Annotated in this window: 14 protein-coding genes; 1 reads left to right on the forward strand and 13 read right to left on the reverse strand. The window is 66.0% G+C overall.

Annotated elements, in window-relative coordinates:
• From NFR93_RS13180 to iolC, 8 genes are all read right to left on the reverse strand, one after another.
• Entirely contained in the window at positions 1-2,529 is a 2,529-nt protein-coding gene (locus NFR93_RS13180) for a rhamnogalacturonan lyase (protein WP_251453984.1), read from the reverse strand.
• A 153-nt stretch (positions 2,530-2,682) separates the two neighbouring features.
• Positions 2,683-3,138 carry an acyl-CoA thioesterase gene (locus NFR93_RS13185; protein WP_251453987.1) on the reverse strand — a complete coding sequence of 152 codons (456 nt, stop codon included), beginning with the start codon at positions 3,136-3,138 and terminating at the stop codon, positions 2,683-2,685.
• Complete coding sequence (locus NFR93_RS13190) at positions 3,135-3,533, reverse strand: tautomerase family protein (protein WP_251453989.1); 399 nt, start codon at positions 3,531-3,533, stop codon at positions 3,135-3,137. The genes NFR93_RS13185 and NFR93_RS13190 overlap by 4 nt, the downstream gene beginning before the upstream one ends.
• Positions 3,534-3,639: 106 nt before the next feature.
• Positions 3,640-5,553 (reverse strand): 3D-(3,5/4)-trihydroxycyclohexane-1,2-dione acylhydrolase (decyclizing), encoded by a 1,914-nt coding sequence (gene iolD, locus NFR93_RS13195; RefSeq protein ID WP_251454008.1) that lies wholly within the window; start codon positions 5,551-5,553, stop codon positions 3,640-3,642.
• Positions 5,553-6,476 (reverse strand): 5-deoxy-glucuronate isomerase, encoded by a 924-nt coding sequence (iolB, locus tag NFR93_RS13200; protein WP_251454014.1) that lies wholly within the window; start codon positions 6,474-6,476, stop codon positions 5,553-5,555. Before iolB ends, iolD begins: the two co-directional genes overlap by 1 nt.
• Positions 6,477-6,645: 169 nt before the next feature.
• Positions 6,646-8,199 carry a CoA-acylating methylmalonate-semialdehyde dehydrogenase gene (locus NFR93_RS13205; protein ID WP_251454016.1) on the reverse strand — a complete coding sequence of 518 codons (1,554 nt, stop codon included), beginning with the start codon at positions 8,197-8,199 and terminating at the stop codon, positions 6,646-6,648.
• 23 nt (positions 8,200-8,222) lie between these two features.
• The gene (locus tag NFR93_RS13210; RefSeq protein WP_251454019.1) at positions 8,223-9,134 is read right to left on the reverse strand and encodes a class I fructose-bisphosphate aldolase; all 912 of its coding nucleotides are present in this window, start codon (positions 9,132-9,134) and stop codon (positions 8,223-8,225) included.
• Entirely contained in the window at positions 9,127-10,089 is a 963-nt protein-coding gene (iolC, locus tag NFR93_RS13215) for a 5-dehydro-2-deoxygluconokinase (protein WP_251454022.1), read from the reverse strand. The genes NFR93_RS13210 and iolC overlap by 8 nt, the downstream gene beginning before the upstream one ends.
• A gap of 153 nt (positions 10,090-10,242) precedes the next feature.
• On the opposite strand from iolC, the gene NFR93_RS13220 reads away from it, so the two are divergent.
• Positions 10,243-11,004, forward strand: a complete 762-nt coding sequence (locus tag NFR93_RS13220; protein ID WP_251454025.1) for a GntR family transcriptional regulator — start codon at positions 10,243-10,245, stop codon at positions 11,002-11,004.
• A gap of 30 nt (positions 11,005-11,034) precedes the next feature.
• Here the strand turns inward: NFR93_RS13220 and NFR93_RS13225 are convergent, their stop codons facing one another.
• The 5 genes from NFR93_RS13225 to NFR93_RS13245 form a co-directional block, all read right to left on the reverse strand.
• Entirely contained in the window at positions 11,035-12,126 is a 1,092-nt protein-coding gene (locus NFR93_RS13225; protein WP_251454028.1) for a transaldolase family protein, read from the reverse strand.
• On the reverse strand, positions 12,123-12,920 hold the full coding sequence (locus NFR93_RS13230) for an ATP-binding cassette domain-containing protein (protein ID WP_251454031.1): 798 nt from the start codon (positions 12,918-12,920) through the stop codon (positions 12,123-12,125). The genes NFR93_RS13225 and NFR93_RS13230 overlap by 4 nt, the downstream gene beginning before the upstream one ends.
• Positions 12,921-12,922: 2 nt before the next feature.
• The gene (locus NFR93_RS13235) at positions 12,923-13,990 is read right to left on the reverse strand and encodes an ABC transporter permease (RefSeq protein ID WP_251454034.1); all 1,068 of its coding nucleotides are present in this window, start codon (positions 13,988-13,990) and stop codon (positions 12,923-12,925) included.
• A 77-nt stretch (positions 13,991-14,067) separates the two neighbouring features.
• The gene (locus NFR93_RS13240; RefSeq protein ID WP_251454037.1) at positions 14,068-15,120 is read right to left on the reverse strand and encodes a sugar ABC transporter substrate-binding protein; all 1,053 of its coding nucleotides are present in this window, start codon (positions 15,118-15,120) and stop codon (positions 14,068-14,070) included.
• 192 nt (positions 15,121-15,312) lie between these two features.
• Positions 15,313-16,164 carry a sugar phosphate isomerase/epimerase family protein gene (locus NFR93_RS13245; RefSeq protein WP_251454041.1) on the reverse strand — a complete coding sequence of 284 codons (852 nt, stop codon included), beginning with the start codon at positions 16,162-16,164 and terminating at the stop codon, positions 15,313-15,315.
• Position 16,165 lies beyond the last annotated feature (1 nt).

Raw genomic sequence — 16,165 nt, forward strand, 5'->3', positions numbered from 1 at the left:
TCAGGTCAGCGCGCCACGAATGAGCGCGGTCTGATACGAGAGCCGCTGGACGACCCCCGCGTCTCCCCGCTTTCCGAGGTGCTTCTCGAACCTGTCCAGCGCGTCGAGCGCCTGTGAGACTCGACCAGCGTCGAGGTGATGTGCGGCAGCCTCCACGGCCTCTGTGAGCTGACGAGACAGCACCTGCGAGATGTCACCAGTCGCGGCGAGATCTGCCACTGACGCGGCCAACTGTGTCAAGGCCCCGGTCGGCAGGAATTCGGGAACGGGAATCGTCGACCAGTCGACATCCGAGGCGAGGTAGAACCCCGGGTAGGACGGCTGGTTATAGGATGTCTGCTGTCGTGCCACCTCCGCGCGGTACTGCGGATCCTGGAGGAGGGTGTACATCTTCCTGTCAGTGACGTCAGTAGACAGGTAGATGCGGATGGCGCTCGAGTCGGTCGTGCGCACGAGGAGTTCCTCGCGCCAGTCGCCGAAGACATCTGCGACCAGCCCCGGGTTTCCCTTCGTGGAGTTGTTCGTCAGCGTACCTGTCGCGTTGAGCACGATCCCGTCCTCCCACACCGGGATCGACTTCGCGTAATCGTGGATGATCGGTGCCACGTCGCCGGAATTGCGGACCGTCTGAGTCGTCATATCTGCCGCCCACCGGATCGACTGGTTGGTGCCGGGGATATCCGAGGAGATTTGCTGGCCGTCCGCAGTGTGCAGGCCGATCCCCCAGACCTCGATGCCCGGGACGTCGGGGAAGACGTCGCCGATCATGCCGCGTCCGGTGTCACGACCGGCCCAGGTGCCGAAGAGCACGTCGCCCGTCTCCGCCGCACGCATCGCCATCCCATAGGGCGCTCGGGTGTTTTCGTGCACGGTGAAGATCTCGAGTCCCGGCCGTGCCGGGTCGATGTCGGTCACGTGCATCGCGTCGCCATGGCCCAGCGGCATCACCTGGTTGGGAACGCTGCTCTGGGGCGGGGTCACGTCGGACGACGAGTACAGCAGTTTTCCGTCGTCGTCGAGCGTGGCAGAACCGTAGACGATCTCGTGCTTGCCGTCGCCATCGACATCGGCTGCGCTGAGCGAGTGGAAGCCCTGTCCGACGAGGGTGCCCCACTCAGGGTCCTCCCCCACCGAGGCGCCGTTCGCGAACGGGTTCGTCGACGGTGTCCAACCGCTGTCGGCGAGCCAGCGACGGGACAGGTGCTCGCCATCCCAGTCGTAGGCGGCGACGGTCGAGCGTGTGTAGTAGCCGCGGGCGAAGATCGCCGATGGGCTGGTGCCGTCGAGGTAGGCGACACCGGCGAGGAAGCGGTCGACGCGGTTGCCCGGCTCGATCCGCGCGGAGGCGTAGTCGCCCCAGAGCAGGCCATCGTCCTCACGGCCCGGCTCGTAGCGGATCGTCTCGAGCTCCTGGCCCGACGATCCGTCGAAGACCGACAGGTACTCGGGTCCGGAGAGGATGAACCCCTCGAACTGACGGAACTTGTTGTTGCTCGAACGCGAGGGCGCGTACACGTCCATGAAGTAGTCGACGAGTGAGCGCGCATCGGCCTCCGAGAGCGGGTACGAGTACGTCGCCGCGATGCCGAAAGCCTCCTCGAGTGTGGCCGGCCAGTCCCCGTTCAGGACTTCCGGATGCTGGCCCCAGCCTTGGAAGACGTCGACCAGGTGCTCGTAATAGCCGGCCGACGAGAGCCGGTAGTCATCCTGTTGTGAATAGCCGGCCGCGATGTCCTCGGCGGGCATGGTGACGTACGACTCGCCGGCGGGAACATTGCCCTGGTAGCGCACGGTCTTTGTTCCGGGAGCCGTCTTGAGCATGATCTCCGAACGGCCGTCCCCGTCGAAGTCGTAGACGAGGAACTGCGTGTAGTGTGCACCCGCCCGGATGTTGACGCCTAGGTCGATGCGGTTGAGCAGCGTGCCGTCCAGCTCGTAGGTGTCGACGTAGACGGACCCGGTGTAACCCACCTGCGAGTTGTCCTTCTGGTTCGTCGGGTCCCACTTGACGACGTATTCCAGCGCGCCGTCACCGTCGACATCGCCCACGCTGATGTCGTTCGCGCGGTAGGTGTACGCCTGGCCAGCGGGTGTGACGCCGTCAGCCGGCTTGATGAGCGGCATGTCGACGAAGGCGTGCTCCCACGCCGTCGCAACAGCAGCCGACCCGAGTTCCTTCCCCCCGGACGTGGGGATCACACGGTACTCCGCCGACGAGGTGCCGCCCGTATCGAGATAGTTGGTGCTGTCGCTAACCGTCGCCAGCAGCTGCCCGTCGCGGTAGACATTGAAGTCCACGCCCACGAGACCCGACGAGCCAGACCCCGTCACCTCGGAGGCCAGCAACCGCCAACTGAGGAAGATCCCATCTTCTGTGTGTGCGGCTACCAATCCTCGGTCGAGGTTTTCGAGCAGGACGGACTGGGTGTGGGTTCTCGCGCCAGCGGCGGGGACTGACGTGGCGACGACAGCGCAAATCGCCAGCGCGGCGCATGCCGCGAGCCCCGGGGTCCTGTACATGTATCTCATCGTTGAGTCCTCTCGTAGCGGGGAAACGTTTCCCCACCGGGAACCTACGGCAGGATTGCGGCACGATCAAGAGATCTGGAAAACGATTACTCAAAGATGACGGACTGAACCTGCGGCCTGAACACGGACAGACACCCCGGCTCGCGATAACGATTACAGTGCTCGCGGGTCAGCATGCTCTTGTCCCCTGGGCGAGTGACCCCCGGGCAGGCGGTCGCGACTGTAAGTGATCTCCGTGTACCCGTGCGGCGTGGGCACTCCCGCCTCATCGAGTCCTACGAAAACAATCCTGTCGATTGCGAGGATGCGGTCGCGAGTGAGCATGTTCCGAACTTCGGCGCGCATGGTCAGTGATGTGCGGCCGAACCCGGTGGCACGGATGCCGAGCTCAACCAGGTCTCCCTGACGAGCGGATGAAACGAAGTCGATCTCGGACATGTACTTTGTTACTGCGCGCGGATTGCCGAGCTGCAGAATCGCGTAGATCGCCGCTTCCTCGTCGATCCATCTGAGCAGGCTTCCCCCGAACAGAGTTCCGTGCGCATTGAGGTCTTCAGGCCGGACCCATCGTCGGGAACGGAACGTCACTGCGCCATCAGGGAGGGTCACGGAGCCTCAGACGCCGGGATACCCAGTTCGCCGGTCAGGTACTGCGCCCGCCCGAAGCCGAACGACCAGTCCTGCGGTCCGTTCTCCACGTACCCGATGAATACGTCCACGCCAGGCACCCCGACGGCCTCGAGACGCTTCGCGATCTCGGCGTACAGCCGCTGCTTGATCTCATCGCTTCGCCCACGCTGAGTGAAGATCTGGATGATCACCGGGTCCGTGCGCTCGAATCCGAGCCCCGCGTCCTCGGCGACAATCGTGGCCCCGGCTGTGATCACCTGGAATCGATCCCGCTCGGGGATGCCAAAGACAAAGACAATGGCGTCATGGACCGCTGCCGCGATGTCAGCCCCGTTCGCGCGGTGCGCACTGTGGTCGATTCGAACAAGCGGCATTGGAACTCCCGATTCGATTTGTTCTTACTTGTAGACGTGGCCCTGGACGGCACGACGTGGATAGGAGAGTGGTCGACCGCCGGAGACCGCGTATCCCGCTACGGTCCTAGCCCAGCAGCGGGCGCTGACCGCGGCGATGCTCCAGATAGCGCGACCGGGCCGCCTTCGAGCTGTCAATGGTCGACTCTGCGGCGACCGGGACGTCCCACCAGCCGGCGCCGTTGGGCGCGTAGATGAGCGGGTCGCTGTTGATGTGGATGAACGTGGACTTCTCGGATGCCTTGGCCTGCGTGACGGCCGCCTTGAGGTCGTCGATGGCCGAGGCGCCGGGCTCGATCTCGATGACGTCCAGGCCATAGCTGCGCGCGTTCATGGCGAGATCGACGGGGAGGATCCGTTCGCCCTGGAAGTTGCGGGCGTCGCCGTCGTACTCGCGGTACCAGGTCCCGAAGCGCTCCGAGCCGACCGTCTCGGACAGGTGGCCGATCGACGCGTAGCCGTGGTTCTGGATGAGCACGACGATGAGCTTGATGCCCTCGGCGACCGCCGTGACGAGCTCGGTGTTGAGCATCAGGTACGACCCGTCGCCGACCATCACGATGACGTCGCGGTCGTCGCCGTCGGCGAGAAGGCCGCGCTTGGCGCCGAGACCGCCGGCGATCTCGTAGCCCATGCAGGAGAACGCGTACTCGACGTGGTAGCCGAGCGGGTCGCGCACACGCCACAGCTTGTGCAGGTCACCCGGCAGCGAACCCGCGGCCTGGACGATGACGTCCTCCGGGGCGCTGGTGGACTGCACGGCGCCGATGATCTCCGGCTGACCCGGGAGCGCGAGACCGGAGGGGACGAACGCGGCATCGACCGCGGCATCCCATTCCACCTTCTCACGGGCGATGCGCTCGGAGTACTCGCGGCTGATCTCGAACCCCTCGAGCTCGATCGCAAGCTCCGTGAGCGCCTCGCGCGCGTCGGCGACGACCGGCAGCTGCGAGCCGTGCTTGTACGCGTCGAAGGAGGCGATGTTGATGTTGACGAACACGACGTCCGGGTTCTGGAACGCCGTGCGCGACGCGGTGGTGAAGTCGCTGTAGCGGGTGCCGATGCCGATGATCACGTCGGCCTCGGCCGCGAGGCGGTTGGCGGCGAGCGTGCCGGTCGCGCCGATGCCGCCGAGGTTCTGCGGGTGGTCCCAGTTCAGCGACCCGCCACCGGCCTGCGAGGTGCCGACCGGGATGCCGGTCGCCTCGACGAGCGCCCGCAGCTGCTCCTCGGCGCCCGAGTAGATGACGCCGCCGCCCGCGACGATGAGCGGGTTCTGCGCGCCCCGGATCGCCGCGACGGCGCGGGCGAGCGGGCCACGCTCGGGCACCGGCCGGCGGAGATGCCACTCGCGGTCCTGCAGGAACTCGACGGGCACATCGAGCGCCTCGGCCTGGACGTCTTCGGGGAGCGCGATGGTGACCGCGCCCGTCTCGGCGGGGTCGGTGAGCACGCGCATGGCGGCGAGGGCGATCGAGTACAGCTGCTCGGGGCGCTGCACGCGGTCGAAGAACTTCGACAGCGGGCGGAACGCGTCGTTGACGGTGAGGCCGATGTCCCACGGCTGCTCGAGCTGCTGCAGCACCGGGTCGGCGACGCGCGTCGCGAACGTGTCGCTCGGCAGGAGGAGCGCCGGCAGGCGGTTGGTGGTGGCGAGTGCCGCGGCGGTCAGCATGTTCGCCGCGCCCGGGCCGACCGACGCCGCCGACGCATAGGTGCCACGGCGGCGGTGCATGCGGGCGTAGCCGACGGCCTGGTGCACCATCGCCTGCTCGTTGCGCGCCTGGTAGTACGGCATCAGGTCGGGATTCTCGACGTTGAACTGCTTCAGCGCCTGGCCGATGCCGGCCACGTTCCCGTGGCCGAAGATGCCGAACATGCCCGGGATCGTCCGCTCCCGGATGTCGCCGTCCACGGTCCACTGGTGTGCCAGGAACTCCACGAGCGCCTGGCTGACCGTCATCCGTCGCGTCGCGCCCATCAGCGGTCGCCTTCCTTGTCGTTCGAGTCGTTCGTATAGGGCAGTCGCTCGTCGACGCTCTGCCCGGCCCAGGTGTCACGCACCCACGCGTGCGCGGGGTCGTCACTGATCAGCCATTCCCGCTCCGGGTCGGGGCCGGCCATGACGTTGAGGTAGTACAGGTCGTACCCCGGCGCGGCGACGGCCGGGCCGTGGTACCCGAAGGGCACGAGCGCGATGTCGCCGGTGCGCACCATCGCGTTGATGTCGATCTCCCCCGCCGGGGACGAGTAGGTACTGAACATGCCGAACGCGCTCTCGGCCGTGGCATCCGATCCCGCCACCGGCGCCGTCTCGAAGTAGTAGATCTCCTCGAGACGCGACTCGTGACCCGGCACCTGCTCGTCGTGCTTGTGCGGCGGGTACGACGACCAGTTCTCGGCCGGCGTGATCACCTCGCACACGATGAGCCGCGCCGCGTCCAGCGCCTGCGGCGTGCCGAAGTTGTGCACCTGACGGCTCGAGCGCCCCGCTCCCCGCAGCTCGACGGGAGTGTCGGACGCCGGGATGTACACGCTCGGCTTCACGACCTCGGTCGGCGACGTCGCGATCGCGACACGACCGACGCCGGTCAGCACAGCGGTCGCGACGGACGAGAGGTAGAGCACGTCGGTCGGCCCGTCGAACACCGACGCCCGGCCCTTCAACCGCGTCGTCGTGGTCTCCGCACCCTCGAAGCAGACAACGGTGAACGACCCCGACAGCGGCACAACGATCCGCTCGACGCCCACGGGGGCGAGAGCCAGCGAATCGGTCGCCGTCAGGTCGGCCACACCGATGCCGGTGTGCTCCCAGCCGGGAGTGTTCTCGTCGACGACGCTCTCCCACCCGTCACGGGCGAGATCGCCTCGGCGATGGAACCAGCGCTGGTGCAAAGTGCTCATGAGTGCTCTCGTAGGTCGATTCTGTGGGACGGATGCCGCGGCCGCGATTCCCCCGGATACGCGGCCGCGGCAGCGCGTAGACACTGCACCGGGCACGAGCCGGGCTGATGCCGCCGAGTGTGGGGCGCCGCGGCCAAGATCGGAAGTCCGCGACGCCCCGGTAATGGGGTCAGTTGTTCTGGGGGAAGCCGAGGTTGATGCCGCCGTGGCTGGCGGGGTCGAGCCAGCGGCTGGTGATGGCCTTTTCGCGAGTGAAGAAGTCGAAGCCGTGGACGCCGTAGGCTTTCGCGTCGCCGAACAGGGACTGCTTCCAGCCGCCGAAGGAGTGGTAGGCGACGGGCACGGGGATGGGCACGTTGATGCCGATCATGCCGACCTGCACCTCGTTCTGGAAGCGGCGGGCCGCGCCGCCGTCGTTGGTGAAGATCGCGGTGCCGTTGCCGAACTGACCGGAGTTGATCAGTTCCAGCCCCTCGTCGTACGACTGCACCCGGACGACGGAGAGGACGGGTCCGAAGATCTCCTCCTGATACGCCCGGCTGGTGGTGGGGATGTTGTCGATGAGAGTGGGGCCGAAGAAGAACCCGTCCTCGTGACCCTCGACGGTGTAGCCGCGGCCGTCGACCACGATCCTCGCGCCATCCTGCTCGGCGATGTCGACATAGGAGGAGACCTTGTCGCGGTGGACGTCGGTGATGAGGGGGCCCATGTCGGGTTCGACACCGTCGATGCCCGCCCCGTTGCCGATGCGGAGCTTGCCGATGCGGTCTTGGATCTTCGCGATGAGGTCGTCGGCGACGGGTTCGACGGCGAGGACGACGGAGATGGCCATGCAGCGTTCGCCCGCGGCGCCGTACCCGGCGTTGACGGCCTGGTCGGCGACCAGGTCCAGGTCCGCGTCGGGGAGGACCAGCATGTGGTTCTTGGCACCGCCGAGGGCCTGCACCCGCTTGCCGTGCTTCGAGGCGGTCTCGTAGATGTACTGCGCGATCGGCGTCGACCCGACGAACGAGATCGACTGCACGTCGGGGGAGGTGAGCAGGCCGTCCACGGCGAGCTTGTCTCCCTGCAGCACCGTGAACACCCCGTCCGGCAGCCCCGCTTCCTGCCACGCCTGCGCGAGCCAGAGCGCGGCGGACGGGTCCTTCTCCGACGGCTTCAGGATGACGGCGTTGCCCGCGGCGATCGCAATCGGCACGAACCACAACGGCACCATCACCGGGAAATTGAACGGCGAGATGACACCCACCACGCCCAGTGGCTGCTTCAACGAATACACGTCGATCCCGGTCGACGCGTTCTCACTGAACGCGCCCTTGATCAGGTGCGGGAACCCGGTCGCCAGCTCGACCACTTCCTGACCGCGGAGGATCTCGCCCATCGCATCGGAGACGACCTTGCCGTGCTCCGCCGTGACGATCTCGGCCAGCTCGCGCTTGCGCGAGTTCAGGATCTCCCGGAAATTGAAGAGGACCGTCTGCCGCTTCGCGATCGAGAACTGCGACCACGTTTGGAACCCGCGGACTGCGGACGCGATCGCCGCATCGATCTCCGCCTCATCCGCCAGCGCCACGTGAGCGGTGACGGCGCCGGTGGCGGGATTGTGGATCGGAGCGGTGCGACCAGAGTTCGACGGGCGCTCAGCGCCGTCGATCCAGTGCGACACGACCGCGGTGTCGGTGTCGATCAAGGCGGCGCCAGCGGCCGCATCGGTGATGCTCATGGGTATTCCTTCGTTCGTGATGGTCAGGGGATGGCGACGAGACCGGTGGGATGGACGAGACTCGCGGCGATGTCGACGGCGCCCGCGACGTCGCCGTCAGGCGGATACAGCAGGGTGCGGCCGACGGTGAGGCCGCGGACTCCGGGCAGCGTGAGAGCGTCCTCCCAGGAGGCGAACGTCTCATCAGGGTCGACGCCGGAGTCTCCGCCCAGCAAGAGCGTCGGAAGCGTGGTCGCATCCATGACTCGCTCCATGTCGTCGACGACGGGCAGCTTCAGCCACGTGTAAGCACTGCTGGCCCCCAGCCCGGAAGCGATCGCCACGGACTGGATCACCGCTTCCGTCGACAAGTCGTTGACGATGCGGCCGTCCGACCAGGTGCTCATGAAGGGCTCGAGCATGATGGGCAGTCGCGCCGCGGCCGACTCCGTGACGACATTCGCGGTTGTCTCGAGGGTGGGCGCCGTCGCGGGGTCGGCCAGATTGATGCGGATGAGCGTCTTGGCGAAGTCGATCCCGGATGCGACCATCTCCTCGACGCGGTATCCGGTGTAGCGATCGTCCATCTCGAACGCGGCACCGCGGAGCCCGCCGCGATTCATCGAACCGACGACGATCTTGTCGTCCAGCAGCCCGAGCGCGGCGAGATCGTCGATGATATCGGGGGTTCCGAGCACGCCGTCCACGCCGGGGCGGCCGAGGGCGATCGCCAGCCTGGCGAGGAGATCGTAGCGATTGGCCATCGCCATCGGGTCGGTCCCGACCCCGAGCGCGCCGCGAGCTGGGTGATCAGCTGCGACGATGAACAGACGTCCATCGCCGCGAAGGACATCACGTCGCCGACGCCCGGTCAGCGCATTCGAGATCAGTTCCGGTGCCGTCGCGCGGTAGTGGCGAAGGCGCGCGAATTCGGCGACACCAGGGTTGTCAGTCATGAGCTACCTCCGTCAGCAGCAGTTCGTCGACCTCCGCCTGCGTAGGCATTGCAGTCGAGCATTCGCGGCGAGAAGCGACGATCGCACCAGCGGCGTTCGCGAAGCGCAGCATCCTCTCAAGCGGCCATTCGCTCAGCAGACCGTGGCACAGAGCACCGCCGAACGCGTCACCGGCGCCGAGCCCGTTGATCACGTCGACGAAGAATGGCGGAACTTCCACCGTCTCGTCGGCCGTCTTCGCCAGGACGCCCTTGGGACCCTGCTTGACGATCGCGAGCTGGACGCCGCGCGCCAAGAGCGCGTCAGCAGCCCGGTGAGGGTCTTCCTCGCCGACAGCGACGGCGCATTCCTCGCGGTTTCCCACCGCCACCGTGACATGCTCGAGGGCGCGGCCAACCTGTGCCGCCGCCTCCGAAGGACTCTCCCAGAACATCGGGCGGTAGTCGAGGTCCAGCACGGTGTGCGGCCTCCGTGCCCGAGCCTCGAGCGCTCGCACGTGGGCGCTGCGGCTCGGCTCCTGACTGAACCCGGTCGCCGTGACCCAGAGGACCCCTGCGTTGCGGATGGTGTCGAGATCGAGATCGGCCGTCTCGACGTTCAGGTCGGGGGCCTTTGGCTCTCGATAAAAGTAGAGAGGGAAGTCGTCGGGAGGGAAGATCTCGCAGAACGTGACAGGCGTCTTCAGGACGGGATCGACGTGAATGGCGCTTGCATCGACGTTCAGCCTGCCCAGTTCGCGGAGGAGGAATCGTCCAAACGGATCGTCGCCGACACGCGACACCAGGCCGGCTTGTTCGCCGTAGCGTGCCGCTGCCACGGCGACGTTCGCCGCACTGCCCCCGAGGTATTTCCCGAAGGTCTGGACATCTTCGAGGCCCACGCCATCCTGCAGTGGGTAGATATCCACGCCCAGGCGCCCCATCGCGAGGATGTCCACTCTGTTGGCTTCATTCATCACTGAATCCCGCAACTCCCAGGTCTTCGAACAGATAAGGTATGTCTTTACAATAACACAAATCAACCTTCGCGCGATGACAATCTCGTCCAGTTGCCATATTGTTGGGACATTAGTTCTTGAAGTGCCCGCTATTGTCGCGAGGAGGCTGCAATGGCAGCGCAAGAGACCCACTGGCCTGATGAGCTGTTCCTCGACGTGGACCGGACAGGACCCGTTCCCCTGTACTTCCAGGTTGCAAGCAGACTCGAGGCAGCCATCCGCTCGGGGAAGATCCCCGCCGGGGCCAGACTCGAGAACGAGATCGCGATCGGCCAGCGTCTGAACATGTCGAGGCCGACCGTCAGGCGCGCGATTCAGGAACTCGTCGACAAAGGCCTCCTCGTGCGCCGCCGTGGCATCGGCACGCAGGTCGTTCAGGGGCAGGTGACGCGCCAGGTGGAACTCACGAGCCTGTACGAGGATCTCCAGACCGCCCAGCACGAGCCGGGCACAGTCGTGCTTTCGCGGAAGGTCATCCCCGCGGCGCCGCAGGTCGCCGAGCAGCTGGGCGTCGCGGCGGGCTCCGACGTGCTCTACCTCCGTCGGCAGCGGAGCACTGACGGGGTGCCCGTAGCGATCCTGGAGAACTATCTGCCGCGCGACTACGTGGACATCACCGGCGAGCAGCTCGCCGAGCGCGGGCTCTACCAGATCCTGCGCAGCCGGGGCGTCACGATTCGGATCGCGAAGCAGTCGATCGGCGCCCGCCGCGCCGACGGAGATGAGAGTGAGCTGCTCGACATCGAAAAGGGCGGCCCGGTGCTTACGATGACCCGGGTGGCCTACGACAACTCGGGTCGAGCCATCGAGTACGGCACACACTGCTACCGCCCCGACATGTACAGCTTCGAGACGACTCTGGTCGCGAAGTGACAAGCGGGGCGGGCAGGGCATGAGAGGAACTCAGGGCGCGGGCACGATCACGTCACGGACCAGGGCGTCGAGCTGAGCATCGGCTTCCAGGAACTGCCGAAGAGTCGCGCGGGTGGCCCCGAAGTCGTCGAACTCCGCAGCAGTCATCCCGTCCGGTTCGTATGCTCGCCGGAACTCGGGCACCCGATCCCACAGCGTCTCGAGGATGATCGGATCGACCGGAACGTCGATGCGATCGTGTACCTCGAGCTCGTTCTCATTGATGCGCTCCTGCCAGTCGAACGGCGGCGAAACCACGAGGTCGCCGCCGAGCAGCTCGGACCACTGCATGTGGTTGCGGAATGCGGCCGACAGAACGCGTGAGCGATACCCACGTTCGCTGAAGATCCGGTACGCCCGTTTCAGCGCTGCTACCCCAGCCCACTCGAGATAGCCCGGGTCGATGAGGATCCGCTCTCGCTTCGACCACGCCTTCAACCAGTCGTCGAGGCGTCCGCCCATGATCGTGACGACCGAGCCGAATTCGCTCTGTGCATACCCGGCCTTCGCTCGGCGATCGAGGCCACGTTCGATCGCCTCGGCGGCGGCCACGGCCTGGGCCACGGTGAACGAGACGGTGACGTTGATGCTCACCCCACGGAAGGTGGCCTCCTCGATCGCACGGATGCCGACAGAAGTCGCGGGGATCTTCACGATGATGTTCTCTGCGAGTCCAGCGAACCTCACCGCCTGCTCCACCAACGCGTGTTCGTCGCGGTGGAGGCGCGGGTCGGTCTGGATGGACAGCCGCCCATTCCTGCCCCCGCTGGCGACGAATGCGGGCTCGAGGAGCCGCGCCGCCTCGACGGACAGCTCCTCGACCACGGCCCAGCCGAGCTCGGACTCGCTCGCCGACGGACGCTCAGCTGCGAGCGCGCGAATGCGGGGACCCCAGACGTCGATGTGGTTCTTGATCGCGTTCAGGGCGATCACCGGGTTGCAGGTCGCCCCCACCGCACCCCACCCGATCGCCGCCGACAGCTCGTCGGGATCCGCGGAATCGTTCCACAGCGCGGTGGGGCTGGCCACGGAGGCGACACGGAGCGTCGGAGACGCCGTCGTCGCGACCCCTTCACTGCTCACGCAGTCGCCTCCTTCTCGTACGCGGCGATCTCCGCCTCCAGTTCCGCCATCGCCTCTCCGCCGGCCATGAGGTCGGTGATCTGCTCGCGCGTGCGTTCCCCCTTGGCGAAGTCGTCGGCCTTGCGACCGTGGATCAGGACCGCGAAGCGATCGCCGACGGTCATCGCGTGCAGGACGTTGTGGGTCACGAAGATCACCGCGATGCCCTTGCGGCGAGCTTGCATGATGATTCGCAGGACGTGAGCGGCCTCCTTCACGCCGAGGGCGGCCGTCGGCTCGTCCAGGATCAGTAGCCGAGCACCGAAGTACACCGCGCGGGCGATCGCCAGCGACTGACGCTCACCGCCCGACATTCCGCCGACCAGTCGATTTCCGTCGTGGATTCGAGTGATCCCCAGCGCCTTGAGTTCGCGGATCGCGATCTTGTTCGCCTTCGGCTTGTCGAACCACTTGAACGGACCCCATCCCTTCGTGGGCTCTGCGCCGACGAAGAACGAGCGGCCGACACTCATCAGGGGGAAGGTGCCGCCGTACTGATGAACGGTGGCGATGCCCTTCGCACTCGCGTCGCGGGGGCTATTGAAGACCACCTCCTCGCCGTCGACCTTCATGGTGCCCGACGTCGGCTTGTGGTAGCCGGAGAGCACCTTGATGAGTGTGGACTTGCCGGCCCCGTTGTCGCCGAGCAGGCACAGCACCTGGCCCGGCTCGACCTCGAGAGAGATGTCGGACAGGGCGTCTGTGCCCGCGAAGCTCTTGCTGACGTTGTCGAGCCTCAGGAGTGGCTGAGCCATGATCAGGCCTTCTTTCCAGACGACTTCCGCGCCCCGCCGGAGAGGGCGAGCTTGCGGAAGGTGTTGTTCATGAGCACGGCTGCCAGCAGCAGCGCACCGAGGATGAAGCTCGCCCAGTCGGAGCTCCAGCCCGTGAAGTAGATGCCCTGGTTCACGATCGCGAACGTGAGGGTTCCGAGGATCATGCCGATCACCGAGCCGTACCCACCGGTGAGCAGGACGCCGCCGATGACAACGGCGATGATCGAGTTGAAGACGAACGACTGACCGGTAGCGGTCTGCGCACCGTTGTAGAGGCACGTCTGGATCACACCGACCAGTGCGGCGCCGAGACCGCTCATCACGAAGAGCGAGATCTTCACGCGCGTGACCGGGATGCCGGTTGCCCGAGCGCTGTCTTTGTCACCGCCGATCGCGAAGATCCAGTTGCCGAACGGCGTCATCTGAAGCATCCACGCGATGACGACCGCGACGCCGAGCGCCCAGAAGATGGCGACTTCGAATTGACCGGCGATGAGGGTGCCGAAGACGTCCTTGAAGAACGGGTCGACGTCCAGCGGGACGCTCGTGGTCCCCGTGATCGCACGTGAGAGGCCGAGAGTGATTCCCACGAGCCCGAAGTTCATGCCGAGCGTGACGACGAAGGAGGGAACGTTCGTGCGCGCCGTGATCAGGCCGTTGACGAAGCCGGCGAGTGCGCCGATGCCGAGGGCCAGGATGACTCCGAGGACCATCGGCAGCCCGAAGTATCCCGAGGTGATCGCCAGGGTCATCGAGCTGGCTGCGAGCACGGAGCCCACGGAGAGATCGAGTTCGCCTGCGATCATCAGCAGGCCGACCGGGATCGCGATGATCGCGAGCTCCGCGGCGATGTTGAGCCAGCTGGCGGTGCCGCTGACGGCCAGGAACTGCTGCCCGCCCAGGATCGCGAAGAACACGAATACGAGGACGGTGCCCGCGAGGGCGCCCATCTCGGGTCGCCGGGTGAGTCGAAGGAATGCGGACTCTCGCGGCTCGGGTGGGACGGACGGGAAGGTCTTGAGTGTCTCCGTGGACACGTCTATGGTCATTTCGACTCCTATCGTTGTGGCGCCGCGTGCGCGGCCCCAGGGGCGTGTCCGGGGAATCCCCGGACACGCCCGGGGATTCAGCGAGTGCCGGCCTCAGCGCCCTTGAGCGCGGCGTCGACGTTCTCCGAAGTGATGACGAGCGGACCCGTGAGGATCGGCTTGGTGGGCAGCTCGATGCCGTATGCGGCGAACTGGAACAGAGCCGAGACCGCATAGTAGCCCTGGGCGTACGGCTGCTGGTCGATCGCGGCGTACTGCTTGCCTGACTGGATCCGCTCGAGGACGGCCGTCGCGACATCGAAGCTCACGAGCTTGACCCGCCCCTCAGCGCCCGCCTGCGTCACTGCGGCATCGGCCGACTCCGAGTCGGTGACACCGATCGTGATGATGCCGTCGATGGTGTCGTCCTGCTGGATCGCGGACTTGATCGCCTGGGTGACGGCGGTCTGGTTGCCGAAAGCTGTGGAAGGCAGGTTCAGCGACTCCGACGCACCACCGCCGCTCTCCATGCCTTCCTTGACACCCGCGCAGCGGGCCTCCAGGTTCGCACTGCCCGGCACGGTGTTGACGCAGATGACGTTCTTCGACCCGGCGTCGAGGAACGTCTCGCCGGCGGCGACGCCCGCGAGGTGGTCGTCGGTGCCGATGTACGTCATCGCGCCAAGTTCCTCGGCCTTGTCGATATCTCCGGCGTTGTAGATGACGACGGGGATGCCCGCGGCGACAGCCTCCTTGATCGCGTCGTCTTGGGCGTCGGGGACCCAGTCGGGCACGGCGATGGCGCTCGGCTTCTGAGCGATCGCGGTCTTCGTGAGCTGGGCCGTGTCAGGGCCCAGGTTGTCGTAATTCTTCAGGGCGAGGTAACTGACCTCGCCACCGGCCGCCTTGACAGACTCGGCCGCGGCATCCACACCCCGCTGAACGGTAGAGAAGAACGGGTCGCCTCCACCGCCGATCACCACGATCTTGACTCCGGCTGCGGAGTTGTCATCGCCGCTGTCGCTGTCGGATGAGCTTCCGCCGCCGCCGCCGGTGCACGCGGACAGGATGAATGTTGCCGCAGCAATGGCCGCGGCGCCCGCGAGCAGTCGGGCGCGCTTGCGGTTGTGAACGAGCTTCGAGACCTTCATCGTCCCAGGCTCCTTTCGTCTAGTCGGGCTAGCTGCTGTGCGAACCGAACGGATAGCTGCGTTGCTAACTCCTGGGTGGTCCGATGGTAGCGCGAGTTCGTACTTATGTAAAGACATTCTTATCTTGTTTCTCGAAAGAGAAAGGGCCGCTCGTTCGAGTACGAACGAGCGGCCCCTGCGTCTGGTAGCCGGCTATGCCCCCAGGCGCCTCTTGGTCTCCTCGAGCATCCACACGGAGTTCTCAACCGCCTTCTCCTCCTGGGAGAAGACCGCCACGGTGGCGATTCCGTCGAAGTCGACGCGCTTGAGCGCTGCGAAGAACGAATCGAGGTCGACCTCGCCCTGACCGTACGGCAAGTGCTGATGCACGGTCGCGTTCGTCTCCGCCGGGTTGAGCAGGTAGCGGCGCCCGCCGGACGCGCGATAGTCGAACGAGTCGGCCAGGTGAAGGTGCTTGAGGTCGGCCCCCGCATATTCGACGATGTCGGCGATGTCATGCCCCTGGTAGAAGGTATGGGGCACGCAGTAGAGGAACCCGACGTTCTTCGAGTTGAGCCCCCGGATCATGCGCACGGCTTCGATGCCGTCCTCGATGAAGTCATCGGGGTGAGGCTCGATGTTGAGCTTGATGCCCTCCTTCTCGAGGCGCGGCAGGATCACCTCCATGGACCTGAGCCATTGCGCCTCGCTGCGCTCCGACTGTTCCGGACGGCCCGAGAACTCCGAGTTCATCTGATCGACACCGAGCTCGATGGTGATGTCGATCGACCGCATCCACGACCGCACAGCCGCCTGGCGCTGGTCCTCGTCGGGACTGGACCACCGCAGGATCGGGAGCACCGACGCGATCTGGACGCCCGTATCCTTGAGCGACTTCTTCAGCAGTTGGACCAGATCGTCGTTCGCACGGGGGTGCAGGTAGAACGGGAAGAAGTCGTCGCGCTGTGAGAACTCGATCCACTCGTACCCGAGGTCAGCGACGGTGCTGATCATTTCGGGAATGGGCAGATGGCGGAACGGCAGGGGATCCAGTGCAATCTTCATG

The sequence above is a fragment of the Microbacterium sp. Marseille-Q6648 genome (assembly GCF_943181415.1).
Taxonomy (GTDB): Bacteria; Actinomycetota; Actinomycetes; order Actinomycetales; family Microbacteriaceae; genus Microbacterium.